This window comes from Campylobacter sp. RM16188 (assembly GCF_012978795.1).
GTDB lineage: Bacteria > Campylobacterota > Campylobacteria > Campylobacterales > Campylobacteraceae > Campylobacter_A > Campylobacter_A canis.
Window position 1 is genome coordinate 117,368 of sequence record NZ_LIWQ01000005.1, and the last position, 25,574, is coordinate 142,941.

At 38.6% G+C, this 25,574-nt stretch carries 25 protein-coding genes and 2 tRNA genes; 20 read left to right on the forward strand and 7 right to left on the reverse strand.

Annotation, left to right across the window (positions count from 1 at the left end; all coding sequences use genetic code 11):
- Positions 1 to 61 precede the first annotated feature (61 nt).
- Positions 62 to 1,375 carry an amidohydrolase gene (locus tag CDOM16188_RS04190; RefSeq protein ID WP_172199315.1) on the forward strand — a complete coding sequence of 438 codons (1,314 nt, stop codon included), beginning with the start codon at positions 62 to 64 and terminating at the stop codon, positions 1,373 to 1,375.
- A gap of 209 nt (positions 1,376 to 1,584) precedes the next feature.
- Here the strand turns inward: CDOM16188_RS04190 and CDOM16188_RS04195 are convergent, their stop codons facing one another.
- The 6 genes from CDOM16188_RS04195 to rarD form a co-directional block, all read right to left on the reverse strand.
- Entirely contained in the window at positions 1,585 to 2,865 is a 1,281-nt protein-coding gene (locus tag CDOM16188_RS04195) for a dihydroorotase family protein (protein ID WP_172199318.1), read from the reverse strand.
- 8 nt (positions 2,866 to 2,873) lie between these two features.
- Positions 2,874 to 3,797 carry an aspartate carbamoyltransferase catalytic subunit gene (locus CDOM16188_RS04200; protein WP_172199321.1) on the reverse strand — a complete coding sequence of 308 codons (924 nt, stop codon included), beginning with the start codon at positions 3,795 to 3,797 and terminating at the stop codon, positions 2,874 to 2,876.
- 127 nt (positions 3,798 to 3,924) lie between these two features.
- The gene (locus CDOM16188_RS04205) at positions 3,925 to 4,458 is read right to left on the reverse strand and encodes a hypothetical protein (RefSeq protein ID WP_172199324.1); all 534 of its coding nucleotides are present in this window, start codon (positions 4,456 to 4,458) and stop codon (positions 3,925 to 3,927) included.
- Positions 4,459 to 4,467: 9 nt separating this feature from the next.
- The gene (locus CDOM16188_RS04210; RefSeq protein ID WP_301538604.1) at positions 4,468 to 4,632 is read right to left on the reverse strand and encodes a CPCC family cysteine-rich protein; all 165 of its coding nucleotides are present in this window, start codon (positions 4,630 to 4,632) and stop codon (positions 4,468 to 4,470) included.
- A gap of 148 nt (positions 4,633 to 4,780) precedes the next feature.
- The gene (locus CDOM16188_RS04215; protein ID WP_172199329.1) at positions 4,781 to 5,239 is read right to left on the reverse strand and encodes a hypothetical protein; all 459 of its coding nucleotides are present in this window, start codon (positions 5,237 to 5,239) and stop codon (positions 4,781 to 4,783) included.
- Between the two features lie 38 nt (positions 5,240 to 5,277).
- On the reverse strand, positions 5,278 to 6,165 hold the full coding sequence (gene rarD, locus CDOM16188_RS04220) for an EamA family transporter RarD (RefSeq protein WP_172199332.1): 888 nt from the start codon (positions 6,163 to 6,165) through the stop codon (positions 5,278 to 5,280).
- A 180-nt stretch (positions 6,166 to 6,345) separates the two neighbouring features.
- Here rarD and CDOM16188_RS04225 point away from each other — a divergent pair, with 180 nt between their 5' ends.
- The 15 genes from CDOM16188_RS04225 to CDOM16188_RS04295 all read left to right on the forward strand — a co-directional run bounded on the left by CDOM16188_RS04225 (position 6,346) and on the right by CDOM16188_RS04295 (position 21,686).
- Positions 6,346 to 7,686, forward strand: coding sequence for a class II 3-deoxy-7-phosphoheptulonate synthase (locus CDOM16188_RS04225; RefSeq protein ID WP_172199335.1), 1,341 nt, complete (start codon positions 6,346 to 6,348; stop codon positions 7,684 to 7,686).
- A 152-nt stretch (positions 7,687 to 7,838) separates the two neighbouring features.
- A complete protein-coding gene (locus CDOM16188_RS04230; protein WP_172199338.1) occupies positions 7,839 to 8,792 on the forward strand; it encodes an NAD(P)-binding domain-containing protein in 954 nt (317 codons plus the stop codon).
- Between the two features lie 2 nt (positions 8,793 to 8,794).
- Positions 8,795 to 10,747, forward strand: coding sequence for a hypothetical protein (locus CDOM16188_RS04235; protein WP_172199341.1), 1,953 nt, complete (start codon positions 8,795 to 8,797; stop codon positions 10,745 to 10,747).
- The gene (locus tag CDOM16188_RS04240) at positions 10,744 to 11,439 is read left to right on the forward strand and encodes a tRNA1(Val) (adenine(37)-N6)-methyltransferase (RefSeq protein WP_172199344.1); all 696 of its coding nucleotides are present in this window, start codon (positions 10,744 to 10,746) and stop codon (positions 11,437 to 11,439) included. Before CDOM16188_RS04235 ends, CDOM16188_RS04240 begins: the two co-directional genes overlap by 4 nt.
- The gene (locus tag CDOM16188_RS04245) at positions 11,436 to 11,807 is read left to right on the forward strand and encodes a YkgJ family cysteine cluster protein (RefSeq protein ID WP_172199347.1); all 372 of its coding nucleotides are present in this window, start codon (positions 11,436 to 11,438) and stop codon (positions 11,805 to 11,807) included. The genes CDOM16188_RS04240 and CDOM16188_RS04245 overlap by 4 nt, the downstream gene beginning before the upstream one ends.
- Positions 11,783 to 13,057, forward strand: a complete 1,275-nt coding sequence (locus CDOM16188_RS04250; RefSeq protein WP_172199350.1) for a lipopolysaccharide assembly protein LapB — start codon at positions 11,783 to 11,785, stop codon at positions 13,055 to 13,057. The genes CDOM16188_RS04245 and CDOM16188_RS04250 overlap by 25 nt, the downstream gene beginning before the upstream one ends.
- Entirely contained in the window at positions 13,054 to 13,839 is a 786-nt protein-coding gene (gene trpC, locus CDOM16188_RS04255) for an indole-3-glycerol phosphate synthase TrpC (protein WP_172199353.1), read from the forward strand. The genes CDOM16188_RS04250 and trpC overlap by 4 nt, the downstream gene beginning before the upstream one ends.
- Positions 13,839 to 14,333: an HIT domain-containing protein gene (locus tag CDOM16188_RS04260; protein ID WP_172199356.1), complete on the forward strand. Its 495-nt coding sequence runs from the start codon at positions 13,839 to 13,841 to the stop codon at positions 14,331 to 14,333. Before trpC ends, CDOM16188_RS04260 begins: the two co-directional genes overlap by 1 nt.
- Positions 14,334 to 14,461: 128 nt before the next feature.
- Positions 14,462 to 15,721, forward strand: coding sequence for an ankyrin repeat domain-containing protein (locus CDOM16188_RS04265; RefSeq protein WP_172199359.1), 1,260 nt, complete (start codon positions 14,462 to 14,464; stop codon positions 15,719 to 15,721).
- Positions 15,722 to 15,731: 10 nt separating this feature from the next.
- The gene (locus tag CDOM16188_RS04270; protein ID WP_172199362.1) at positions 15,732 to 16,478 is read left to right on the forward strand and encodes an SDR family NAD(P)-dependent oxidoreductase; all 747 of its coding nucleotides are present in this window, start codon (positions 15,732 to 15,734) and stop codon (positions 16,476 to 16,478) included.
- A complete protein-coding gene (locus tag CDOM16188_RS04275; RefSeq protein ID WP_172199365.1) occupies positions 16,479 to 18,149 on the forward strand; it encodes a Na+/H+ antiporter NhaC family protein in 1,671 nt (556 codons plus the stop codon).
- A gap of 1 nt (position 18,150) precedes the next feature.
- Positions 18,151 to 19,266 carry a tRNA (uridine(54)-C5)-methyltransferase TrmA gene (gene trmA / locus CDOM16188_RS04280; protein WP_172199368.1) on the forward strand — a complete coding sequence of 372 codons (1,116 nt, stop codon included), beginning with the start codon at positions 18,151 to 18,153 and terminating at the stop codon, positions 19,264 to 19,266.
- Positions 19,253 to 19,657, forward strand: a complete 405-nt coding sequence (locus CDOM16188_RS04285) for a CoA-binding protein (protein WP_172199371.1) — start codon at positions 19,253 to 19,255, stop codon at positions 19,655 to 19,657. The genes trmA and CDOM16188_RS04285 overlap by 14 nt, the downstream gene beginning before the upstream one ends.
- The gene (gene ilvA, locus CDOM16188_RS04290; RefSeq protein WP_172199374.1) at positions 19,641 to 20,852 is read left to right on the forward strand and encodes a threonine ammonia-lyase; all 1,212 of its coding nucleotides are present in this window, start codon (positions 19,641 to 19,643) and stop codon (positions 20,850 to 20,852) included. Before CDOM16188_RS04285 ends, ilvA begins: the two co-directional genes overlap by 17 nt.
- Positions 20,853 to 20,993: 141 nt before the next feature.
- Positions 20,994 to 21,686 (forward strand): DUF4230 domain-containing protein, encoded by a 693-nt coding sequence (locus CDOM16188_RS04295; protein WP_169941576.1) that lies wholly within the window; start codon positions 20,994 to 20,996, stop codon positions 21,684 to 21,686.
- Positions 21,687 to 21,760: 74 nt separating this feature from the next.
- On the opposite strand, the gene hcp is transcribed toward CDOM16188_RS04295, so the two are convergent.
- Positions 21,761 to 23,095: a hydroxylamine reductase gene (gene hcp / locus CDOM16188_RS04300; protein ID WP_172199377.1), complete on the reverse strand. Its 1,335-nt coding sequence runs from the start codon at positions 23,093 to 23,095 to the stop codon at positions 21,761 to 21,763.
- Positions 23,096 to 23,323: 228 nt separating this feature from the next.
- Here hcp and CDOM16188_RS04305 point away from each other — a divergent pair, with 228 nt between their 5' ends.
- The 4 genes from CDOM16188_RS04305 to CDOM16188_RS04320 all read left to right on the forward strand — a co-directional run.
- The gene (locus CDOM16188_RS04305) at positions 23,324 to 24,013 is read left to right on the forward strand and encodes an MOSC domain-containing protein (protein WP_172199380.1); all 690 of its coding nucleotides are present in this window, start codon (positions 23,324 to 23,326) and stop codon (positions 24,011 to 24,013) included.
- Between the two features lie 177 nt (positions 24,014 to 24,190).
- Positions 24,191 to 24,265, forward strand: a tRNA-Gln gene (locus tag CDOM16188_RS04310).
- Positions 24,266 to 24,284: 19 nt separating this feature from the next.
- A tRNA-Met gene (locus tag CDOM16188_RS04315) sits at positions 24,285 to 24,359 on the forward strand.
- A gap of 264 nt (positions 24,360 to 24,623) precedes the next feature.
- On the forward strand, positions 24,624 to 25,574 hold a 951-nt coding region (locus CDOM16188_RS04320), incomplete at its 3' end, for a cache domain-containing protein (protein ID WP_172199383.1).

A 25,574-nucleotide genomic window follows, 5' to 3' on the forward strand; every position in this document is an offset into this window, starting at 1 on the left:
AATTAAATTTGAGTTATAATCTAAAATTAATATTTAAAATCTGAAATTTAAGGAGTTAAATATGGATAAAATTCAAGCTAAGGTCGAAAATTTAAAAGATGAAATGATAGCGCACAGACGCTTTTATCACTCACATCCTGAGACGGGTTGGTTTACATTTTTTACTACTGCCAGCATAGCTAAGAAGCTAAAAGACTATGGATATGGTCTAAAAATGGGGCGCGAGATAGTAAAGCCAGATGCCAGACAAGGGCTTGGCACTCCTGAGGCTGCGCAAAGGGCTATAGAAAGAGCCAAAAGCTTGCTAAGCAAAGAGGAGCAGGAATTCTTGCCTCTTATGGAGGATGGGCTTACAGGCGTAGTTGCGGATATCGATACGGGTAGGGCAGGCAAGATGACGGCGTTTAGATTTGATATCGACGGCGTGGATGTTACCGAGAGCAAAGATGAGAGCCATAGACCTGTAAAAGAGGGCTTTAGAGCCGATATAGACGGTATTACGCACTCCTGCGGACATGACGGACATATCACGATAGGACTTGCACTTGCAAAGATAATAGCTGAAAATTTAGATGATTTTAACGGCAAATTCAGATTTATATTTCAAACCGCAGAAGAGGGCACGCGCGGTGCGGTAGGCATGGAGCCTATGGGTGTGGTTGATGATGTGGATTATCTGCTTGGCGGACATATCGGGTTTCAAGCTAAAGTAAATGCAGGCATAATTTGCGGCACCAACAAACTTTTGGCGACATCTAAGTTTGACGTTATCTTCACAGGTCGCTCAGCCCACGCCGCAGGAGCTCCGCAAGAAGGAGCCAATGCACTACTTGCAGCTGCCGAGGCTGCTATAAATATGCATGCTATCACGCGTCATGCCGATGGAGTAACTCGTATAAATGTAGGTGTTTTAAAGGCGGGAGAGGGTAGAAACGTCATTGCGCCAAACGGATTTATCGCCTGCGAAACTCGCGGAGAGACTACAGAGCTTAATGAATTTATGTTTAACAAATGTATGGATATTATTAAGGGTGTAAGCATGATTCACGGCGTGGATTACGAGGTAAAGCTTACGGGCGGTACCAGCGGCGGAGATAGTAGCCCTGAGATAACCGAGCTTTATGAAAAAGCAGCAATTCAGTCGCCTTATATAAATAACGACCTGATAGTGAAAGAATTTACTTTTAGCGCATGCGAGGATTTTGCGCATTTTATGCAAAAAGTGCAAAAAAACGGCGGCAAGAGCGGATATCTGATGATAGGCACAAAGCTTGCCGCGGGACATCACAACAGCTGTTTTGACTTTGACGAAAACGCCTTACTCGCTGGAGTTGATGTGTTTTTACGCTCAACTTATATGCTTAACGGCAAGTAAAATATATTTGCAAGCCTGATAATTTTGGGCTTGCAAATTTTATGAAGTTTAAATTTGCAAATTTAATAAAATAAATTTACTACTATAAAATTTCAAATATCTCTTATTATCTAATATTTGGATAAATTTACACAAAATTTGCTTAATGAGTAAAATTTACAAGCTTAAGCGTTAAATTTGATTGATTTGTAGATAGCGTGAAATGAAATTCACGCTACTACATTAGGAAAGTCAAATACCAATTTGCCGCTTTTTATCGTTTTGATAGCCGCGCCTTTTAATTTCTTATCAATCAACGGAGAGTTTTGGGATTTGGATTTGTTTAAATTTTTATCATAGACGTATTCAAGGTCAGGATCTACGATAACGATGTCCGCCATCATTCCTTTTGCTATCTTGCCTTTGTTGTTTAGTTTAAGAAGCTTTGCCGGGTTAAAAGATGTCAGCTCAACCATTTTTTTATAGTCGATAAGCCCCTCTCTAACAAGATCTAAAGTCATTGGAATCAGCGTCTGAAGTCCCAAAATTCCAAACGGAGCTTTATCAAATTCTAAAAATTTTTCATCCGTATGGTGCGGGGCGTGGTCGGTTACTATGACATCCACTAGCCCGTTTGCGATAGCCTCTCTTACGGCTTTTACGTCGCTTGATGTGCGCAAAGGCGGCGACATCTTAAAATTTGTATCATAATTCATCAGCTCGTCTTCGGTATATGTAAAGTGATGCGGCGTAACCTCGCAAGTTACATTTATACCCTCATCTCTGGCTTGCTTGATGAGCTTTAGCGACCACTCCGAGCTAACGTGAGCTATGTGGATGTGTCCGCCCGTTAGCTTTGCAAGAAGCAAGTCGCGAGACACCATGATCTCCTCTTGCTCTCTTGGCATGCCTTTGATGCCTAAAATCGCCGAAACTCGCCCTTCGTTCATATGTCCGCCGCGACACAAAGAGCAGTCTTGCGAGTGGTTTATCACAAATGAGCCAAAATGCTTTGAGTATTCAAGTGCGTATCTCATCACGTCGCTGCTTGCTACGGGCAAGCCGTCATCGCTAAATGCAACTGCCCCGGCTTCTACCATATCGCCCATCTCTACGACTTTGTTTCCGCCCATACTCTTTGTGATAGCACCTATCGGAAGCAGGTCGATCAGTCCTCTTGCTTTTGCTTTAGCGATCATATCGCGAGTTATTACGGCATTGTCGTTTACGGGATTTGTATTTGCCATCGGCAAGCAGGTTGTTACGCCTCCTGCAACTGCCGTTTCGCTACCTGAGTTTATGTCGTCTTTGTATTCAAGCCCCGGATCTCTAAAATGTACGTGCATATCGATAAGCCCCGGTATCACAAGCTTTCCTGTGGTATCTATGACGCTATCAGCCTTTGGTTCGTCTGTCGTTATATCAGCTATGATTTCGCCGTCTATCAGGATATTTGCCTTAAAAATTTCATCGGAATTTACTATGGTTGCGTTTTTTATTAAAGTAGTCATATCTTGCCTTATTTGTTTGAGATTAAAGTATGAAGTATCGCCATTCTTACGGCAACTCCGTTTTCGACCTGATTTAATACGTGAGAGTATCTAGGATCATCCGCAACGTCTGAATTTATCTCTACACCTCTATTTATCGGTCCGGGGTGAAGTATCATGACCCCATCTTTGGCAAATTTCATCTTTGAAGCGGTGAGCCCGAAAAATTTAGAATACTCTCTTACCGACGGAAACGCCACTTCATCATCTTGGCGTTCAAGCTGGATCCTAAGCATGATGATTACATCGGTATCTTCAAGCGCTTCTTGCATGCTTTTGCAAATTTGACAGCCAAAAGCCTCCATTCCCGTTAGCATCATAGGCGGACCAAACAGCTTAACTTTGATACCGAGAGTTTGCATTGCGTAGATGTTTGAGCGAGCCACGCGGCTATGAAATATATCGCCGATTATAGCTACGGTTAAATTTTCTAAATTTCCTCTGTGCTCAAGGATAGTAAATAGATCAAGCAGGGCTTGGCTTGGGTGCTCGTTTAGCCCGTCGCCGGCATTTACTACGTGAGCGTCGGTGTTTGCCGCTACAAATTTCGCAGCACCTGAGCTATAGTGTCTAACTACTACGATATCGGTTTTCATCGCGACTATGTTGTTTATGGTGTCAATCAGCGTTTCGCCTTTTTTGGTGCTGCTTTGAGAGGCGCTAAAGTTTATGGCGTCTGCTCCAAGGCGCTTTGCCGCTATTTCAAAGCTGGTTCTTGTGCGCGTGGAGTTTTCAAAAAACGCATTTACTGTTGTTTTTCCGTAGAGGGATTTTGCTTTTTTGATTTCGGAGTTGTTTAGTTCTTTAAATTCTTTGGCTAAATTTAAGAAGTGGTAAATCTCATCTTTGCTTAAATTTGAAGTTGTTACGAGGTCTTTTTTGGTGTAGCTCATCAAATTTCCTTGAAGTTATTAGGATAGGAGTTAATCCAAAAACGCTATATTATTATTTTTTTACTTAACATTCTATATATTTTCAAATAACGATTTTAAGCGACTGAAATTTTACCGCTTTAAAATTCTAGCTTGCGCTTGCTTGCTTAAATCCCTGTCCTTCTACAACAAAAATCTTTGATTCATCGTATTTCGCATACTCTTCATCGTATTCGGGATCCCAGATTAAACTAGGAGCGTATTTATCATACCAGAATAAATTATCCTTATCAAAGTCTTCTTCCATCATCTTTTGCCTAAGATAATCTATCATATCCTCTATAGGAATGTCCCATGCTATTTCATCTCCGAATTTCATCTTTACTACTCTTGTTGGAGTATTGTGTCTTTTCTTTTTATTGTCCCATAGATAAGAAGGAGGCTTTAATATGGCTTTTCCATCTTCGAGAATTCTTTGGAGAGCGGTAAGAAATATCTCTACGCGTTCTTCATCTGTTAAATTTTTATGCCCCAAAAGATTATAAAAAATTTGAAATGTAGCGAGACTATCTATCATGGTTATAGAGCAACCATAAGTCCCTTGATATATCAAGCCCATCTGATCTTTGGTGTACATTTTAGAAGTTAAATTTATCTTTCCGTCAAAGAGTTTGGCGTTCATGATATTCTTTTAATTTATCTCATCATCCATAGGCTCTCTTGCATTTATAGAGCCTAGCTTGCTTGAAGCTTTGTCAAATTGCCAATGGCAAACAGGACATATATCAACACAAAAGCCGTCATTCGCATTTATATATTTCATAGTTAAATATCCGCAGCAAGGACATCTAATCAAAATAATCCTTTTTTGGTAAATTTATATTTTAATACGATATTTTAATATACATTATCAAAAAATATCTTTAAGATGAAAGCGGATATCATCTTAAAGATATTAAAGTAGAGCTTTCAGTATTTTGAAAATTATTTAATTTTTGAAGTAGTTAATTTTGAAGCTTTGCAAACTCCGCACTTAGTCTATCTCTTATCTCATCGCTCACGCGTTCGCCGTCTTTGAAATTTGCTTCAACGAGCTCGTCAAGTCTGTTTAGCACTTCAAACAGCTCGCTCTCCCATTTGTCTGGATTTCGTGCGGTATTCATAGTTTCTATGAAGGTTAGTTTCTTGCTCATCTCGCTAAGACTCTCTAAAAAGCTATCTTTTAGCTCGACGTCTTTTAGCATATCGTCGTAAAGCGCCATATTTTTAAGCTCTCTTAGTTCGCTGTTTATGAGTTCACAGAAGTCTTTGTATTTTTGCACTGAAATTTGCCTTAAATTTTCAGGAGAGTTGTTTGCAAGCGTGCCGTTTTGATCGATATTTTTAGTTATTTTTTGAATTTGCATATAGATTATTGCCGCAACCGCAAGCGAAACTACTATCGTCATAGTAAAAATATCCATAAATTTCCTTTTTACTTAAATTTCAAAGGCGATTATACTCAAATTTGCTTTTTCTTTTTGTAAATTCCATCTATGCTAACTACTCCAAGAGCTATCCAAATAAGCACAAACGAGCTTATTTTAGCCGTGTTTATCGGTTCGTTATAGACAAAGACCGCGATTAGAAGTTGAAGTGAGGGCGAGATATACTGCATATAGCCGATGGTGCTTAAATTTATTCTTAAAGCAGCCGAATTAAAGAGTAAAAGCGGTATAACCGTAAGCGGTCCGCAAAGCGTGATAAAAAGCCCAAACCACGAAAAATCAAAGTGATTTTGCCCGCTCTTTGCTATGAAAAACAGCGCCGCAATAGCAATAGGCATAACCATCGTAGTCTCTACGAAAAGTCCTTCTAAAGATGGAATTTTGATACGCTTTCTAACAAGCGAATAGATAGCAAACGAAAGAGGCAGGATAACCGAGATAAAAGGCAGTCCGCCCACATCGTAAATTTGGATTGATATAGCGATAAATACGATAAATATCGCAAATTTGCCAGTGTTTGAAATTTTCTCTTTTAAAACTATCACACCAAGAAGCATGGTTATGAGAGGGTTTATGAAGTATCCTAAGCTTGCATCCACAATCTTATCTATGCTAACCGCATAGATATAAATCGACCAGTTAAGAGCTATCAAAACTCCACTGGTAAAGAGTAAAAACGCGGTTTTTTTGTTTGTAAAAAATTTCTTTGCCTCTGATAACTTTTTGCTAAATTTAAGCAGGATATATAAAAACAGTACCGACCAGATGATACGGTGAGCGACTATCTCGGCAAATCCCAACTCATAAAGCTGTTTGAAATATATCGGAAAAAGTCCCCAAAGTATAAAGGCGCTAAGACCGTATATCATGCCCGCTTTTGTTTCGTTTTCGTAGTTTTTCATCGGAATTCTTTTTTTGAAGCTATTTTATTTAATAAATTTTTAATCACAGCTTAGTTAAATTTTGAAACACTTATAAAAATTTGTTACTTAAATTCACAAATTTACTCTTTGAGTTTAATTTTATGTGTATTAAAAGTTCTTTTTGGTTAAAATCTGAGTTATTTTTTAAAAAGGTATGAGATGAATTGGACTAAAAGCTCGTGGAGAAATTTAAACATCTTGCAGCAACCCGTTTATCCAAATTTAGATGAGTTAAAAAGAGTGGAAAACAAGCTTGCTTCGCTTCCTCCGCTTGTCTTTGCGGGTGAGGTGAGAAATCTTAAAAAGGCGCTTAAGGATGTTACCGAAGGCAAGTCGTTTTTGCTTCAGGGCGGAGATTGCGCGGAGAGCTTTTTAAATTTTAACGCGAACAATATAAGAGATATGTTTAAAGTCATGCTTCAAATGGCGATAGTTCTTACCTTTGCCGGGCGTTGTCCCGTAGTTAAGGTCGGTCGCGTGGCAGGGCAGTTTGCAAAGCCTAGAAGTAGCGACTATGAAGAGGTCGGAGGTGCAAAACTGCCTAGTTACAGGGGCGATATCATAAACGGCTTTGAGTTTAACGAAGCTGCGCGTGTGCCTGATCCAAAAAGAATGATAGAGGCTTATTATCAATCAGCCTCGACAATGAACCTTCTTCGTGCGTTTTCAAGAGGCGGTTTGGCTGATTTGCATGAGGTGCATAGATGGAATTTGGGCTTTATCAAAAAGCCTGAGCTTGGCAAAAAATACGATGAATTGGTTGAAAAACTAAGCCAAACACTTGCGTTTATGGAAGCTTGCGGTATAACTTCTCAAAATACTCCGACCATAAATCAAACCGTAGTTTATACCTCTCACGAGGCTTTGTTGCTTCCTTACGAAGAGGCTTTAACTCGCGAAGATAGTCTTACGGGAGATTGGTATGACTGCTCGGCTCACATGCTTTGGATAGGCGAGAGAACGCGCGGAATTGATGATGCGCACGTGCATTTTTTAAGCGGAGTTCATAACCCGATCGGAGTTAAGATAGGACCTAGCGTAACTAGCGAAGATGTGATAAAACTCGCTGGCAAACTAAATCCGAATAACGAAGCGGGCAGGCTAAATATCATCGTCAGAATGGGAGCTGAAAAGATAGGAGACAAACTTCCTGAAATTTTACGCGGAGTAAAAAAAGAAGGGCTTAATATCCTTTATAGTATCGATCCTATGCACGGAAACACAGTAAAATCCTCAAACAACTATAAAACTCGCGAATTTCATAAAATTTTATCCGAGGTTAAGAGCTTTTTTGAAATTCACAAAGCTGAAGGAACTTACGCCGGAGGCGTGCATTTGGAGATGACGGGACAAGATGTAACCGAGTGTGTCGGCGGTGCGTTTAATATAACCGAAAAGAGCCTTGAAAATCGCTACGAAACGCAGTGTGATCCGCGCTTAAACGCAGATCAGGCGCTTGAGCTTGCCTTTTTGATAGCTGATTTTGTAAAGAAAAACTAAAAATCAAGAGTTAAAATAGTATTAAAAAGCTGTTTTAACTCTTTAAATTTAAATTCTAATAAAAACTCTCGTAAAATATAGGCAAATTTCTTCATTTTTAATACAAATTTTGCTAAATTATCAATAAAAATTATTAGATAACGGAGAAAAGTATGAGATGTGTTTACGATCTTGTGGTGATAGGCGGCGGTCCTTGCGGTATTGCTGCGGTTGTAGAGGCTAAAGCTAACGGTTTTAGAAATGTTTTATTATTAGAAAAAGGCGATAACCATAGCCAAACCATTCGTAAATTTTACAAAGACAACAAGCGCGTTGATAAGAGTTATAAGGGGCAAGATAGCACGATTCACGGAATTGTGGCTTTTGATGACGGAACAAAAGAGAGCACGCTTGATTATTTTGATAAGCTTTTGGATAACGACGAGATAGATACCGCATTTAACTCCGAGGTTGAAAGCGTGAAAAAAGAAGACGGAGTGTTTCATATCACGACCGCTTCGGTGGGATACGGCGCTAAAAATGTGATGATATCTATAGGTAAAATGGGGCGTCCGAATAAGCCTGATTATAAAATTCCCCCTTCGCTAAATTCGGTTGTAAATTTTAATCTAAATTCATGTTCAAGCGGTGAAAAGATAATCGTCGTAGGCGGTGGAAATTCGGCTGCCGAATACGCCGTAGAGCTTAGCGAAGCAAACGACGTGACGCTTAATTACCGCAAGGATAAATTTACAAGACTAAATGATATAAATGAAAGCGCGGTTATGGAGCTAGCAAACGCTAAAAAGCTAAAATTAAAACTTGGCGTAGATATAAAAGAGCTTGAAAACGAATCAGGCAAGATAAAGGTAAATTTCACGGATGATACTAGCGAAATTTATGACCGAATCATTTACGCTATAGGCGGCTCGACTCCTGTTGATTTCTTGCAAAAGTGCGGCGTAGAGCTTGATGAGGATAAAGATCCTATTGTAGATGAGAACTATCAAAGCACCATAAAAGGGCTTTATATAGGCGGAGATATCGTGCTTAAAAACGGCGGCTCGATTGTTTTAGCGCTAAATCATGCGCATAAAGTTATACAAAGCATTAAAAACAGTAGGTAGAGTTGAAACAGTCTTTTTTAAATTCGCTATCTTTTTTTATACTCGGTGCGCTTGTTACTACAAGCGGATATTTTTTGTATCTAAATTTGCAAAAAAATTCCGCTTCTAAAATTAGCGAACAAAAAGAGGTGGTGATAAAGGTTCATAGTTTTGAGGAGCTTCCAAAGGATGAGCAGGCTAAATATGTAAGAAAAGACGAACTTGCGAATTCAAAAGATAGCAGAAGACTTATAGATCAATACGCCCAAGAGATTGATGATCTTGAAAAAGAGCTAAGAGATGCTCAGATGCAAAGTATGCAAAATTCAAGAATAGCCGCAACTCGCATAACCGAACTTCAAAATGAAGTCGATAGCCTAAAAGAACAGCTTGGCAGAGCTGATACTGACGCTACGGCAGTTAGCGATAAGCCTATTGCCTCAAAGAGTGAATTTGAGCGTATAAGAGCAAATTTACAAGCCGAGATAAAAGGCGCAAAGGCTGAAATTTCAAAACTGAAAGATGAAAACGGCAAGCTAAAAGATACTATTAATCTTAAAGAGTCCGAGCTTAAAAGAGTTGTTAGCGAGCAAGAAGCGGCTGTTTTAAAAGCTAAGAATTTAAACCAAGACGAACTTAACAAGCTTAAATCGGACTTGGAAGCCAAAAAAGAGGATTTTGAAAAGATCATAAAGCAAAAAGACGATGAAATTTTAGCTATCAAAAAAGATGCCGACTTAGCTAATGAGAAGCTAAAAAAGCTCTCGGACGATTATCAAGAAAAAACCAACGATACAAAAGATAGGCTAAGAAAAATAAGCGAAGAAAATGCTAAATTTAAAGCTCAAAACGATGAGTTAAATTCTCAAATGGAGAATGTAAAAGCAAAATTTGAAAAAGAAAAATCAAATCTTGAAAAAGATATTTTAAGCATGTCTTCTCTTTATAAAAACGAAGTTGAGAGGCTAAAGATGGAGCTTGAAAGAAGCGTCAGTGAAAGCTCTGCCTTAAAAAACGAACTTGAAGCTACCGTAAAAGACTTAAGCGAGCAGAATATAAAAAAATCCGAGCAGCTTGAAGCCGATGAATCAAATATAACTTATCTTAAAGAGCAGCTTAGAGAAACTAGCGAACGGCTTGAAGAGGAAATTTTAAACAATAAAAAAGACATTAAAAACTATAAAATCTTAAACGATAAGATAACTTTACTGATCCAAAGCAATATCCAAATCGATAAAGATGCCAAAGAGCAGGTAGCAAACGCACAAAAAGCTATGCAAGAGTATAAAAAAATATCTGATGAATTTGACGAAAAGATAGCTAAAAAAGATTCTCAGATAAAAGAGTTAAGCGATAAATTTGAAGAGTTTAAGCAAAATTTTAAATCTCAAATAGAGGCTAAAAATGAAGAAAACTCAAGGCTTATCAAAGAGGCTAAAGAGCTAAAAAATTTAGCCGCAATAGGTAAAAATCACGTAGCTATAAAAAACGAGCTTGAACAGACAAAAAAACAGATCGCGCAGGTTCTTGAAGATAGCGAGTATCTAAGTAATGAAAATGAAAATTTACGAAAGATAATACAGCTGAATTTTAAGAGCGAAGTGCCTAAAAAAGTCGTATTTATAGCTTCGGTGGAGTGCGATGATATGGGCGTTGGATCGGATAAGCCTACCATAACTTGCATAAATAAAGTTACCGAGTTTTTGCAAAAATATAATTCAAATTATTATTTTGAGATAACTCCTATAGTAAGTCAGGGAAATTTTATCGCAACCTCCAAGATTGCCAAGCTCGTGCCTAAAAATGAGCTTGAGCGCATAAATACCTACGCAAATTTCGGTATAGGAAGAGAGCGTGCAAAAACCGCAGGCAACCTCATACGAGATGAATTTGGAGATTTTTCTCGCATATCTTATAGTAGCGAAATCATCACTTCTTCCACAAAACAAGGCTTTGTCATCAAGGTTTATAGATGAAAATCATCCAACCAAGAGTAGGCTACAGATACAACAGTGATACGATGATGCTTTACGGCTTTATCTGCGAGGAAGGCTTAAAAGGTAGCGTGCTTGAGGTCGGATGCGGATGTGGAGTGCTTGGACTGCTTCTTAAGCGCGATTTTGAAGCTATTGATCTTGATATGCTTGATATGCAAGAGGTAAATATAAAAATTGCCAAACAAAACGCCGATGAAAACGGCTTAAAAGCTAGCTTCATAACGGCTGATTTTGCTAATTTTGAGTGCCAGAAGAGATATGATTTTGTTATCTCAAACCCGCCTTACTATCACGACGGAGCTAAGAAGAGTGAAAACGAGCATATCAAAATAAGTAGATATAGTGAATTTTTGCCTCTTGAAAAGCTTATAAAATCGGTAAATTCGATTATGAAGCCAAGCGGAGTTTTTGTGTTTTGTTATGACGCTAAGCGGCTTAGTGAAATTTTAACTCTTTTAAAAATGTATAAATTTAACCCGACCCGCATAAAATTTGTCTATCCAAAAGCAAACAAAGAGGCAAGTTTGGTTATCATAGAAGCTAAAAAAAATTCAAAAGCTTTAGTTAAAATTTTACCGCCGATATTTATTCTTGAAGGTGAAAGATATACAAAAGAAGCAAGTGAAATTTTTACTCGCGCAGGCACTTTTAGTCAAAGTTGCGAGATATGATTCGCCAAAGCGGCTTTGAGTATGAATTCGACTTTACAAAGTGCGATGAATGCGGAGGTAAATGCTGCACAGGAGAAAGCGGCTATATATGGATAAATAGCGCCGAGATAGAAGCTCTGGCAGGATTTTTGGATTTAAGTGTAGAGGAATTTAAGGATAAATTTTTAGAAAAACACGGATATAAATTTAGTATCAAAGAAAAAATTTATAAAGATGGCTTTGCCTGCGTCTTTTTTGATGAGGTTAAGCAAAACTGTTCTGTTTATGAATTTCGCCCAAAACAGTGCGTAAGTTTTCCGTTTTGGGATTATTTTAAGACTCATTTTGAGGAATTGGAGGGAGAATGTATAGGAATAAGGCGTTTGTAAGAGTTGTGCTTGCGCTATTTATCTCTTGCTTTTGCTTTGCAAATGAGAAGATAAAGATAGATGAAAATCTTTATATATTAGAGGCTTTAATGGCTGTCGATAACGCTAAACATGACGAGGCGATGGCTATTTATAAGAAGCTTTATGAGGAGACTAAAAAGCCAGCTTATCTAAAAGAGGCGCTTAAATTTGCATTTTTTACTAATAGTGCGGAATTTGATAGTATTATGCAGCTTGCAGAGAAAAATTTAAAAGATGACACCGACTTTCTTCGTATTAAAGGCGCAAGCCTTATGAATACAAATAGGCTTGATGAGGCTAGAAAGGTTATGGAAAGCCTTGTAAAAAAGGAGAGTAAACCTCGCAACCACATAATGCTAGGTACTATCTTGTCAATGCAAAATAACAACGAAGAGGCGCTAGAGCAGTTTAAAATCGTATATGAAAAAGACAAAAGCGATGAAAATTTGCTTAGAATGGTAGAATTTCTTTACAACAAAATGGGCAAAAAAGAAGAGGCGCTAAGCTATCTTGAAACATCAAGGCGCATTAACGGCTGTAGCGTACATGTATGCCTAACGCTTATTGATCTATATATGCAAACGGGCAAGATAAACGATACCGTAGAAATTTACGAGGATCTTTATAAGACTACTAAGGAAAAAGAGTATCTTAACAAAGCCGTAGGCGTGTTTGCTTATCAAAAAAACTATGAGGGTGCGGCTAAATTTTTGCAAAAATACAACCATAATGATAATTTGCTAATGGAAATGTGGGCTATAATGGGTGAGTATGACAAGGCTTATAATAAGGCTAAAGAGCTTTTTGATAAAAGCTTTAACCTTGACTATCAAGCCAAAATGGCTGTATATCAGTATGAAAGAGATGCTAAAAATTTAAGCAAAGAGAGTTTAAAGGAGATTATTCATAACTTTGAAAAATCAGCCATTAAGCTTGATGATCCGATATATTTAAACTACTACGGATACTTGCTTATAGATCACGATGTGGATGTTAAAAAAGGTGTAGAGCTGGTTGAAAGAGCTTTGATTAAAGAGCCAAATTCGGTATATTATCTTGACTCTCTTGCGTGGGGGCTTTATAAGTTAGGAGAGTGCAAAAGAGCCGATGAGGTTATGAGTAAAACACTGCACGATGATGAATTCGTAAATTCAACCGAAGCAAAAGAGCATATAAGACTTATCAAGGAGTGCTTAAGTAAAAACCAAGCGCAAAAGGACGTGAAGTGATACTTGATGAGATCATAAGACGCACCAAAGAGGATTTAAAGGAGAAAAAGGCGAAGTATCCTGAGGAGTGGCTTGGAAGAAGCCTTGCTTACAATCCTTATGTGCCCAGAGATGTCCTGCCCGCTCTTAAATCAGACGAGAAAGATCCTTTTAAAATAATAGCCGAAGTGAAAAAAGCAAGCCCTAGCAAAGGCATTATAAGAGATGAATTTGAGCCTATTTTTATAGCTAAGGATTATGAAAGCGGCGGAGCAAACGCGATATCGGTTTTAACCGAGCCTCATTATTTCAGAGGAAATTTGGAATTTATCACTCAAATTCGCAGATACGTAAGCGTGCCGTTGCTTAGAAAAGATTTTATAATCGATAAATACCAAATTTTAGAAACTCTTGTTTATGGAGCCGATTTTATTCTGCTTATAGCAAAGGCATTGAGTTTAAAAGAGCTAAAAGAACTTCTTGAATACGCTCATCATTTAGGGCTTGAAGTGCTTGTCGAGGCTCACGATAAGGAAGATATCACGAAGTCTATACTTGCAGGAGCTAATATCATAGGTATAAATCATAGAAATTTGCAAAGTTTTGAGATGGATATGAGTTTGTGCGAAAGCCTTGTGCCGCTTATACCTAAGTCAAAAATAATAGTAGCCGAAAGCGGACTTTATGAGCATAGCCAGCTTGAGAATTTAAATAAAATCGGTGTTGATGCCTTTTTGATAGGCGAGCATTTTATGCGCAAGAGCGATCTTGCAAAAGCCGTAAAAGATATAAAGGAGGGATGATGGAGCATCTTTGTGCGCCTTGGAGAAGCGAGTATTTTAATACAAAAAGCGCTGAATGCGTATTTTGTGAGGTTATCAATCATCCTGAAAACGATGATAAGACAGGTGTTTTGTTTCGCTCCAAGCACTGCTTTGGTATTATGAATTTATACCCTTATAGCCCTGGTCATTTTATGGTCATACCTTACGCTCATGTCGATAAGATCGAGGACTTGGACGAAAAGACTTGGCTTGAGATGAGTCTTTTTGTAAGAGAGGGCGTTGTGATTTTAAAGCGTGAGTTAAGAGCAACTGGCGTAAATATCGGTATGAATTTGGGTAAAGCCGCAGGTGCGGGAATTGCCGAGCACGTGCACTATCATTTGGTGCCTCGCTGGGAGAGGGATACGAATTTTATCACGACGATTGCCGATTTAAGAGTAAATGGAGTTCCTTTTCATCCGCTTTTTGAAAAGCTAAAAAAGGCTTTTGACGAAATTTTAAGTTTGCGTTAGCCAAATTTTTACTTTTTTGTGTTCCAAATTTTAAAATTTTGAGAGAATTTTCATTAAAATAGCCATATTTCATATTTAATAAATATTTTTTTGAGTAAAATAAATGAATTTGAAATATAAGGTTTGCAATGAAAATTCTTTGGCTACTATTTTTGTTTGCTTGTATTGGATTTGCCGGAATTTATGACGACTCAAAACTTGATTGTGATGAAATTTTAGCTAATAAAACTCAAATTTTTAGCCCGAATTTTAATCCAAACAGCCCTGACTTAAACAATATTGATTACGGGTGTGCAAATTCTCTTTTAAATATTCCTTCTGTAAACGAGCTTATGGATTTGGCGGTTAAAATTCGCTCGGAGAGCCGCCTTTGCGTGGGGATTATCGCTGAGAAAAACTTAAATAAGTTTAAATTTACCTTGCTTAAAGCGGGAATTTCTCCTGAAATGTATGCAAAAAGTCTTGATGAGCCTTTGATTTATGAAGCTATCCAAGAGCGAGATAGGGCGTATTTGCGCTACTGGGGTCATCAAGGCATATCAAATTTTTTGCTATTTAAAGAGTTTAATAAAACCTACAACCTAGCTCTTGATCCGCTTGTAAAACACTACACGAATAACTTTACTATGGATGAAGGAAGTGCGATTTACTATGCGACAAAGGTTGCAAACGAGTTTTTAAAATTTGCCGTTAATTCAAAAGAGCGACAAAATGATGCGACAAGACTTGATATAAGCGAGATAGATAAGCGAGTTATAGATCCTAAGTTTTCAAAATACGAGATAAATGAGTTGATATATTCGGGCAAAATTTCTAAAGAGCTGCTTCAAAGCGCTTTTTATACGGCGCTTCTTTACGAAAAAAACGAGGAAATTTTAAGCGAATTTATAAAAATTGGAGCCGAGCTTAATTTGGGATATGAGAATTCATTGTTTTTTTCTCTTAATAATTTAAGTAACGCTAAATTTTTACTCAAAAACGGCGCGGACGTTAATTATAAAAATTTACTCGGACAAACTCCGCTTTTTATGGCTGTTAGGCTAAATGATTTTGAAGCGGTTAAATTTCTTGTTGAAAATAGAGCCGATATCAACACTAAAACTATTGATTTAAACACTAAACTCGCCTATATATCAAATTTGGGCGAAGCGGTGCCGAGCTACATAAAGCTTTGTGATTTTGAGCATACTTCAAGGACTATCTTTATGGAAGCTGCTGCCAATAGTGATGTTGAAATTTTGGAGTTTTTGGTTGAAAATGGCGTAGATACGGACGCGATTGACGATGCTGGATTTAACGCATTTGATTATGCCAGAATGGGAAAAAAAGATATAAATTTACAGTATCTTACAACAATTGGCTTAAGTTCAAATTTAAAAAACAGATAAGGAGGAGAGAGTGAAACAAACCGCTTTTATCACGGGAGCAACATCGGGCTTTGGTGAAGCTACGGCAAGAGCGCTTGCTAAAGAGGGCTATAAGCTCATACTTTTAGGACGCCGTGAAGATAGGCTAAAACGACTTGCTGCCGAGCTTGGCAATACTCATATCATAGCAGCCGACATAAGAGATAAAGAGAAAATTTTTAGCGAAGTTGCAAATTTGCCGGAGAATTTCAAAGACATAGAAATTCTCGTAAATAACGCAGGGCTTGCGCTCGGACAAGAAAAGACAAATGACGCGAGTATCGAAGACTTTGAAACGATGATAGATACGAATATCAAAGGGCTTTTATATGTAACCAAGGCTGTTTTACCGATAATGACGGCTCGCAAAAGCGGCTATATCATAAACTTAGGCTCGGTTGCCGGTGAGTGGCCATATCCTGGCGGAAATGTCTATGGTGGCACAAAGGCGTTTGTGAAGCAGTTTAGCTTTAACCTTAGAAACGATCTGCAAGGTACGGGAATTCGCGTCACTCAAATCGCGCCCGGTATCGCAAAGACCGAATTTAGCCTTGTGCGATTTAAAGGAGATAGTGCAAAAGCCGATGCGGTATATGACAAGACTCAGTTTATCACATCCGAAGATATCGCGCGTATTATAGTTGATTGTATAAATTTACCAAAACACGTAAATATAAATTCGCTTGAAGTTATGGCGACGACGCAGACTTGGGCTGGATTTGCTTTTGAAAGGGAGTAGATGAGATACTTAGCTTTATTTTTACCTATATTGATGTTTGCAGATCCTGCAAAAAATGCCGAATTATTCGGTGTATTTACACTTATCCCGCCTGTTGTGGCGATAGTGCTTGCATTTATCACCAAGGATGTTATCTTGTCGCTTTTTATAGGTGTATTTAGCGGAACTTATCTGCTAAGTGTTATGAATAACGGCGTTATTATGTCTTTTGTGAAGGGCTTTGTCGATATCGTTAAGCGCATAGTAGGCTCAATGGCCGATAGCTGGAACGCAGGTATTATCCTTCAGGTGCTTTGTATAGGCGGTGTAGTAGCTCTTGTAACTAAAATGGGAGGCACCAAAGCTGTTGCTTTATGGCTTAGCAAAAAAGCAAAAACCGGAATTTCGGCTCAAATTTCAACTTGGGTGATGGGACTTTTTGTCTTTTTTGACGATTATGCAAACGCTCTTATCGTGGGACCTATAATGCGTCCGATAACCGATAAATTTAAAGTCTCAAGAGAAAAGCTTGCTTTTATCATTGACGCAACGGCTGCACCGATAGCAGGTATCGCCATCATATCAACATGGGTCGGACTTGAAATTTCACTCATTAAAAACGGCTACGAGCTAATCGGAATAACCGATATAAACGCGTTTGGGATATTTGTAGAGACAATTCCTTATCGCTTTTATAACCTCTTTATGCTTTTGTTTGTAGTCTGTACGGCAATGATGGGGCGCGAATACGGAAGCATGCTTGCAGCAGAGCGTAGAGCTCGCACGGGAGAGCTTCATTCAAGCAAATCAAGAATGGTTGATATCGAGGATAAGACTCTTGAGCCAAAAGAAGGCATCAAGCTTCAGACATCAAACGCCGTTATACCTATATTGGTTCTTATAATAGGCGCTTTTGTTAGTTTTTATTTTAGCGGGCTTAGTGCGCTTGAGGGCGAAACTCTTGAAAAGGCTCTTGCAAATCCGCTTACTTTTGAAACGCTTAGAGAGACTTACGGTGCGGCCGATGCTTCAGTAGCGCTTTTTCAATCGGCTCTTTTAGCTACTATAGTGGCAATACTAATTGGCGTTTATAGAAAAATTTTCGGCGTAAAAGAGGCTATTGAGACTTGGGTTAAAGGTTGGAAAACGATGATAGTTACGATTGTTATCTTGCTTCTTGCGTGGTCTTTGAGTTCTGTTATCAAAGAGCTTGGCACATCAAGGTATCTTGTCGATATGCTTTCAGACGCCACGCCTAAATTTATCCTGCCTGCGACTATATTTATACTTGGCTCTTTTATCTCGTTTTCAACGGGAACCAGCTACGGAACGATGGGAATTTTGATGCCTCTTGCCATACCTCTTGCAAATGCCGTGGGTATAAGCAGCGGGCTTGAGGGTGAAGCACTTCATGCGTATATGATCATAAATATTTCAGCCGTTCTTACGGGGGCGATATTTGGCGATCACTGCTCTCCGATATCAGACACCACCATCCTTTCCTCAATGGGCGCGGGGTGTAACCACATAGACCACGTCCGCACGCAGATGACCTATGCGCTTAGCGTAAGCGCCATAAGCATACTTGTAGGCTATATACCTGCGTCTTTGGGGCTTAGCGTGTGGATAGTGCTTCCGCTTGGGTTTTTAGCGGTATTTTTAACGGTAAGATTTATAGGGCAAAAGGTTTGATTTGACTGCAAGCGAGTGCAAATTTGTAGGAGAGTGCGGAAGTTGCACTCTAAATTTAAGCTATGACGAGCAGGTTGAGTTTAAAAAGAAATTTATAAAAGAAAAATTTAGCGAGTTTTACGGAGGCGAATTTGAGTTTTTCGCCTCCGTGCCGACTTATTACCGAAGTAGGGCAGAATTTGGTATCTATCACGACAAAGATAAACTAAGCTACTATATGCGTGGTGATAAGCGCAAATTTGTGCTAATTGACGAGTGTTTGAAGGTTGAAGCTAAAATCGCAAATTTGATGCAGCCTCTTTTAAATTTCATCGAAAAAAACGAAAATTTAAAGCATAAACTATTTGGTATAGAGTTTATCTCGACTAAAGATAGCCTGCTTGCTATGCTTTTGTATCACAAGAAGCTTGATGGGCTAAAGAGCGAATTTGATGAGCTTGCAAGCAAATTTGACATATCCGTAATCGCAAGAAGCAGAGGGCAAAAGCTAGTTAGCGAAGATGAAAATTTAAGCGAAAGACTCTATATAGAGGGCAAGGAGTATAAATTTAGCTTTAGCGAAGGAGCTTTCATACAGCCAAACAGAGCCGTAAACGAAAAGATGATATCTTGGGTCAAAGGCTGCGTTCATGGAGCAAACGATATGCTTGAGATGTATTGTGGTCACGGGAATTTCACTATCCCCCTTGCAAGCGAATTTAATCAAGTTTTGGCAACTGAAATTTCTAAAAAATCGATTGCAAATGCTCTTAAAAACTGCGAGCTAAACGAAGTTAAAAATATCAAATTTATAAGAGTTAGCAGCGAAGAGCTTATGCAGGCTTTTAGCGGCGTGCGAGAATTTCGCAGATTAGAAGGCGTAAATTTAAAAGCCTTTAATTTCTCTCACATCCTTGTCGATCCGCCTCGCGCGGGACTTGATATGAGTGTGATAAATTTCATCAAAAACTACGAAAATATCATCTACATATCCTGTAATCCCGAAACTTTAAAAGATAATTTAAAAGAGCTTGATAAAAGCCACGAGGCGGTTAAATTTGCGATATTTGACCAGTTCGCAAATACGACTCACATAGAGTGCGGGGTGCTTTTAAGGAGAAGAAGTGCAAATTTATGAAATTTTAAAAACAGCTAAAAACATAGCCATTGTAGGCTTAAGTCCCGATGAGAGTAAGGCTAGCAATGCGGTGGCTAAATTTTTGATAAAAGAGGGGTTTAGGATTTTCCCTATTTATCCGAAAGAGGATGAAATTTTAGGCTTTAAAGTATATAGAAATTTAAGCGAGATAGATGAAGATATCGACATCGTAGTGATGTTTAGAAAGGGCGAATTTGCAACCGCTCTTGTTGAAGATGTGATAAAAGTAGGTGCTAAAACGCTTTGGCTTCAGCTTGGTATAACAAACGAAGCGGCCAAAGAGCGCGCAAAGGAAGCGGGTGTAAATTTCGTAGAAGACAGGTGTATAAAAATCGAATTACAAAGGCTAGAAAATGATATCGTTAAATAAAATAATCCAAGCAAAACGCGCCATAAGCGGCTTTGTTTATAAGACGCCGTTTGCGTTTAGTCCTAAGCTTAGCTTGCTAAGCGGAGCGCAAATTTATCTTAAAAAAGAGAATTTGCAACGCACGGGAGCTTACAAGATAAGAGGCGCATACAATAAAATAGCAAATTTAAGCGATGAAGAGCGCGCAAAGGGCGTAGTTGCGGCAAGTGCGGGCAATCACGCTCAAGGCGTAGCTATATGCGCTAGGGAGTTTGGTGCGCCAGCCATCATAGTAATGCCCGAATCAACACCTCTTTTAAAGGTTTCAGGCACAAAGGCTCTTGGTGCGCAAGTGATTTTAAAGGGCGATAACTTCGATGAAGCTTACGAATACGCAAACGAATACGCAAGAGAGCGAGGAATGAGCTTCATACACCCTTTTAGCGACGAATTCGTAATGGCTGGGCAGGGCACGGTAGGGCTTGAGATGCTTGATGAAGTCGCCGATCTTGATATGATCATAGTGCCTGTCGGCGGAGGAGGGCTTATAAGCGGTATAGCAAGCTGCGTTAAGCAGGTAAATCCAAACATCAAAGTAATCGGAGTAAGTGCCAAGGGCGCTCCTGCGATGTATGAGAGCTTTAGGGCTAAAAAGAGTAAAAATTCAAAAACCGTTCGAACGATCGCGGACGGTATTGCCGTAAGAGACGCTAGTGAGGTTACTCTTGCGCATATATTAGAGTGCGTTGATGATATAGTTCAGGTTGATGACGAAGAGATAGCAAACGCGATTTTGTTCCTGCTTGAAAATCAAAAGATCATCGTTGAAGGCGCAGGGGCGGTCGGAGTTGCAAGCGTGCTTCACTCAAAAGTGAAATTTGAAAAAGACGCAAAGATCGGTATAGTCTTAAGTGGCGGAAATATCGATGTGCAGATGTTAAATATCATCATCGAAAAGGGTCTTATAAAATCGGCCAGAAAGATGACGATAAAGGTTACTTTGGTTGATAAGCCGGGTGCGCTTATGAGTCTAACCGACTGCTTAAAAACTGCAAATGCAAATATCGTCAAGATTGATTACGATAGATTTTCTACCAGTCTTGATTATGGCGATGCAAGTATCACAATCACGCTTGAAACTAAGGGCAAAGAGCATCAAGAGATGGTGCGAAACACTCTAAATGAGCATGGGTTTGAATTTACTCAGTTGTTTTAGATAAATTTGGTTTATTGTACCCGCACGGATTTTAAAGCGGTCAAATTTAAGCAAGCTTTTATCTAAATGCAAAGTATGAGGCGGTAAATTTAATAATCCCTTTACCAAATTTTGATAAAATCGCGCTAAAAGGAGAAAGATATGGTTGATTATGTAATAGTTGCGCTTCTAGTTTTGGTTTTGATCGTATTTGGCGTGATATACAAGATAAATAAGCAGGCTTCAAAAGCGTCAAAAGAGATAAAAAGCGATATAACGAGCGAAATTTCGCAGATAAAATCAATCGGCGAGCTTTCGGTATTTCAAGTTTATAGCAAAGAGATCGTGACAAAGACCGATCACGCGTTTGGAAGCTTTGGCAAGGAGTATCTGCGCTGGCTGGTTAGCGAAAAAAAGCTTTCTATGATATTTGAATTTGAGATAAATTTCATATACGATCTAACAAGTCCTAAGATGGATATCGTAAATACGGCAAACGGCGAATATCTTATCGTAATGCCGCCTTGTAAGTATAAATTTTCGATTGCGAATATGAAATTTTATGATGAGAAAAACGGCAAATTTATACCGTTTTTGTTGCCTGATTCGCTAAACGGCTTTTTTGGCAGCACATTTACCGAAGAGGATAAAAACAAGCTCATAACAGAGGCTAGAAACGAGGTTGAGAAGATGTCGGTTAAGCTAATTTCGGAGCTTCAAAACAAAATTCACAAATCGGCTCGCGATACTCTTGAGGCGATTGCAAAAAGCTTTGGCGCAAGGTCGGTTAGGTTTGAATTCCATGATAATGACGAGCCGCTTGACAGACGATTAAATCTACAAAACGTAGCCTGAATTTAGCCCGTTGGTTTAGTGAAGCGGGCTAAAATTTAAAAATTTAAGGAGAGTTTTAACTCTCCTTTTTTATTTTACTCTCCCAAATATTTTTTAAGATCGGCTTTGGCGTCGCCGCTTATTAATCCAAGATTGTAATTTTGCACTAAGAAATTTAGAATTTCCTCGTTCATAAACTCAGGCAGACTTGGTCCCACGTGGATATTTTTAACTCCGAGATATAAAAGCGCAAAGAGTATGATGATAGCTTTTTGCTCCATCCACATAAGCACGATAGAAACAGGCAGGTCGTTTACCGCTATGCCCGTAGCCTCGCTAAGAGCTAGAGCGATTTTAACGGCGCCGTTGCTGTCGTTGCACTGTCCAAGATCAAGATAGCGAGGAATTTGCGTGCCTTCGATGAAGCCAAAATCAATGTCGTTAAATCTAAATTTGCCGCAGCTTGAAGTAAGTATCACGCAGTCTTTTGGCAAGCTTAAGGCAAGTTCTCGGTAGTATTCGCGGTCTTTTCCCGGTGCGTCACAGCCTGCTATAACGAAAAAACGGCGAATTTTGCCTTCTGTTACTGCCTTTAAAATTTCACCCGCCATAGGTAAAATCGCCTTGTAATGATGACCCGTGTTTATAACCTCATCGCTATCAAATCCGCTTATATCAGGAAGGCTTAGCGCTTTTTCGATTACAGGAGTAAAATCATCGCCGTTAATATGCGTCACACCCTCAGTGCCCGCGATATCATATCCAAAGAGCCTATCTGCGTATGTGCAGGATGAGCGAAGCGGAACTATGCAGTTGGTACTCATTATGATAGCGCCTTGCCAAGCGTTAAATAACTTAGTCTGATCAAACCAAGCCTTGCCGATATTGCCTTTAAGGTGTGGATATTTGCGTAGCTCGGGATATCCGTGTGCAGGAAGCATCTCTGAGTGAGTGTAGATATTTACGCCTTTGTCTTTGGTCTGCTCAAGTAGCTCTTTGAGCATATGAAGGTTGTGTCCGCTAACTAAGATCGCCTTGCCTTCGGCTCTATTTTGTGTGACTTTAACGGGACTTGGAACGCCGTAAGTGCTAGTGTGCGCATCTGAAAGCAGATCCATTACCTCAACTCCTGCTTTGCCGACTTTTAAAATTTGCTCGATATGCTCCTCAAAATTAAAATTCATATTTGTAAGCGTGAAATAAAGTGTTTGTGCGATCACATCATCTACGTTTTTTGTGTTTGCGCCAAGCTCGTTTGCATGGTGACGATATGCGCTCATGCCTTTAAGCCCAAATATCATCATATCTTGAAGTCTAGCCTTCGTGCTATCCTTGCCGCAGGTTCCTTTATCTTGCCCTTTTGAGCCGCATCCGTTTGGAGCGCTCATCTCACACTGGTAACAAAACATCTTTTGATCTATCGAACTCATCTTGTATCCTTTCTTTGTTGAAATTTGCTAAAATTGTATTGAATTATCAAAATTTAAGTGTTGATACGTATCAACGCCCAGTGATTTTGAGAATAAACAATGGCTCAAATTTCGATCAAAACGTTTGCAAGCAATGTCTGGACGGATAACAGTGTCTTTTTAGATGTTATTATCCATAGCTTATTTTTGATTATTTGGTGTCAAAAGAAATTTTATAAAAGGTATAAAATGGCAATTGTAAAAGCCTTGCTGATAGGCGAAGTTAAAACTTACGGAGATGTAAACTCAAATGATCCGCTTAATAAAATTTGGCAAAGCGCGATATTTAAAACGGCGACAAATGATGAAATTTATGCAGATAAATTTGGCTTTAAAGGTGATGATGTGGCCGATAAGGTGCATCACGGAGGAGAGCAAAAGGCTATATTTGCAAATTCTTACGAGAATTATCCTGTGTGGAGTGAGTTTTTAGGTTTTGCAAATTTGCCATTTGGTGCAATGGGAGAAAATTTAACCATATCAGGAATGCATGAAAATGACGTTTTTATCGGTGATGTGCATAAAATAGGCTCGCTTGTGCTTGAAGTAAGCCAGCCTAGAAAGCCTTGCTTTAAGCTATCAAAACGCTGGATGAATGCAGGCGTAGCAAAAGAAATTTTTAGAAGCGGGCTTAGCGGCTGGTATTATAGAGTGCTTGAAGCCGGTTATTGTAAGGCGGGCGATAGTGTTGAGATAGTGTCTAGGAACGATAACTCTATGAGTGTGGCTGATTTAAATCGTGTCTTTTATGCTCCAAAAGAAAATGCTCGTTTGATCGATAAATTTATGAATTTAAAGGCTTTAAGCGCAGGTTGGCAAGATGATATAAAAAGACGTATCAAAGGCGTTTACAATACATCTTATATGGATAAAATTTAGTGGTTTAAGTTTGATCTATTTGATTTTTGGGGTGCTGTTGAGATTGAAATTTAGAAGATTATCTCTGTGCGTGCTACTTTAAAGCGGAGAAAATTATCTTAACTTTAGCTATTTTAGAGGTTTATATCTTGACAAAAGACGAAAAAATGAATATAATCACGTTTTCTTATTTGGTATTGGGGTATCGCCAAGCGGTAAGGCATCAGGTTTTGGTCCTGACATTCAGAGGTTCGAATCCTCTTACCCCATCCAAAATTCAACCTTATATTGACGCAGAATAGAGCAGTGGTAGCTCGTCGGGCTCATAACCCGAAGGTCGGGGGTTCAAATCCCTCTTCTGCAACCAAACTCCTATATTTTTAAATCAAAAAAATCTATTTTATCTTTCAATTTGAATCAACTTATAATGTAAGTATAAAGTATTGTATATAAAAACTAAATTTTAAAAAACGCTTTTCAAAAATGGATATTATAAATTAAAATAAAATAATAGATAAACAATTAAAAATTTATTTTTAATAAATTTTTACAACCTCTATAGTATAATCTTAAGAATTCTATATTTTAAGTTTAAATAAAGCTAATCACAAAAAGAGAGGGAGTTTGTTTTATGTTTAGTAGAGTTTCAAATAAAATCGCGGCAATTATATTTGTTTTGCTTACTGCATCTTTTCTTACGTTTGCATTTTTGAGTTATAGGCAAACTACGCTGGCTATGATAGGACTATCTGAGAAGTCAAAAGAGGCGATTACTCTTTCTGGAGGACTTTTTATAGAGGAGTATGTAAGCTCAAGAGTGGAGGCGGTAGAGAATTTTATCTATTACTTGCAAAAAAATCCCGAATTTTTCTCGGACAAAGAGTCTTTGAAGGCAAATTTTGGAGATCTTATAGCCGTTGCAAAGCTTGATGCTCTTTTTATAGGGTTTGAGGATGACGGTTCGCTTATAAATGCCTTCTTTGAAAAGGGATCAAGGGAGCCAAAATATGAAATTTTAAGCTTTGAAAAAGACGGATATGACTCAAGAAGTCGTGATTGGTATAAGGTTGCTAAGGCTGATAAGATATTTGCAACGGAGCCTTATTTGGATCCGGGAAGCAATAAAATAGTATCTAGCTTTGTAAAGCAAATTCTTATAAACGGTAAGGTTATGGGCGTAGTTGGAGCCGATGTGGATCTTTCTATACTTGGAGATACCTTGGTGAAAATGAAAGACAGCAATACGGGTGTTTTAAGCCTGGTTGATCTGGATAGTTCAAAGCTGGTATATCACACAAATAAAAATTTGATAATGTCTGATTCCGAACCTGCAAAAAGAGCGGTTGGTCTTTTGCAAAATGAGTTTAAAAAATACGGAGAAAAGGCGTTTGAATTTGAATACGAAGGAGTAAGAAAGGTAGGCGCTTGCAAAAGATACGATCTTGCAAATTGGCTTGTGTGTTCTTCAAACGAATTTAGCGATTATGATGAGACTTTAAATGCGGTTTTAAAAAATCAAACAATTCTTTCTGTGCTATTTATCACAGTGATTGTAGGAATTTTGGTTTTTGCGATATCTAAA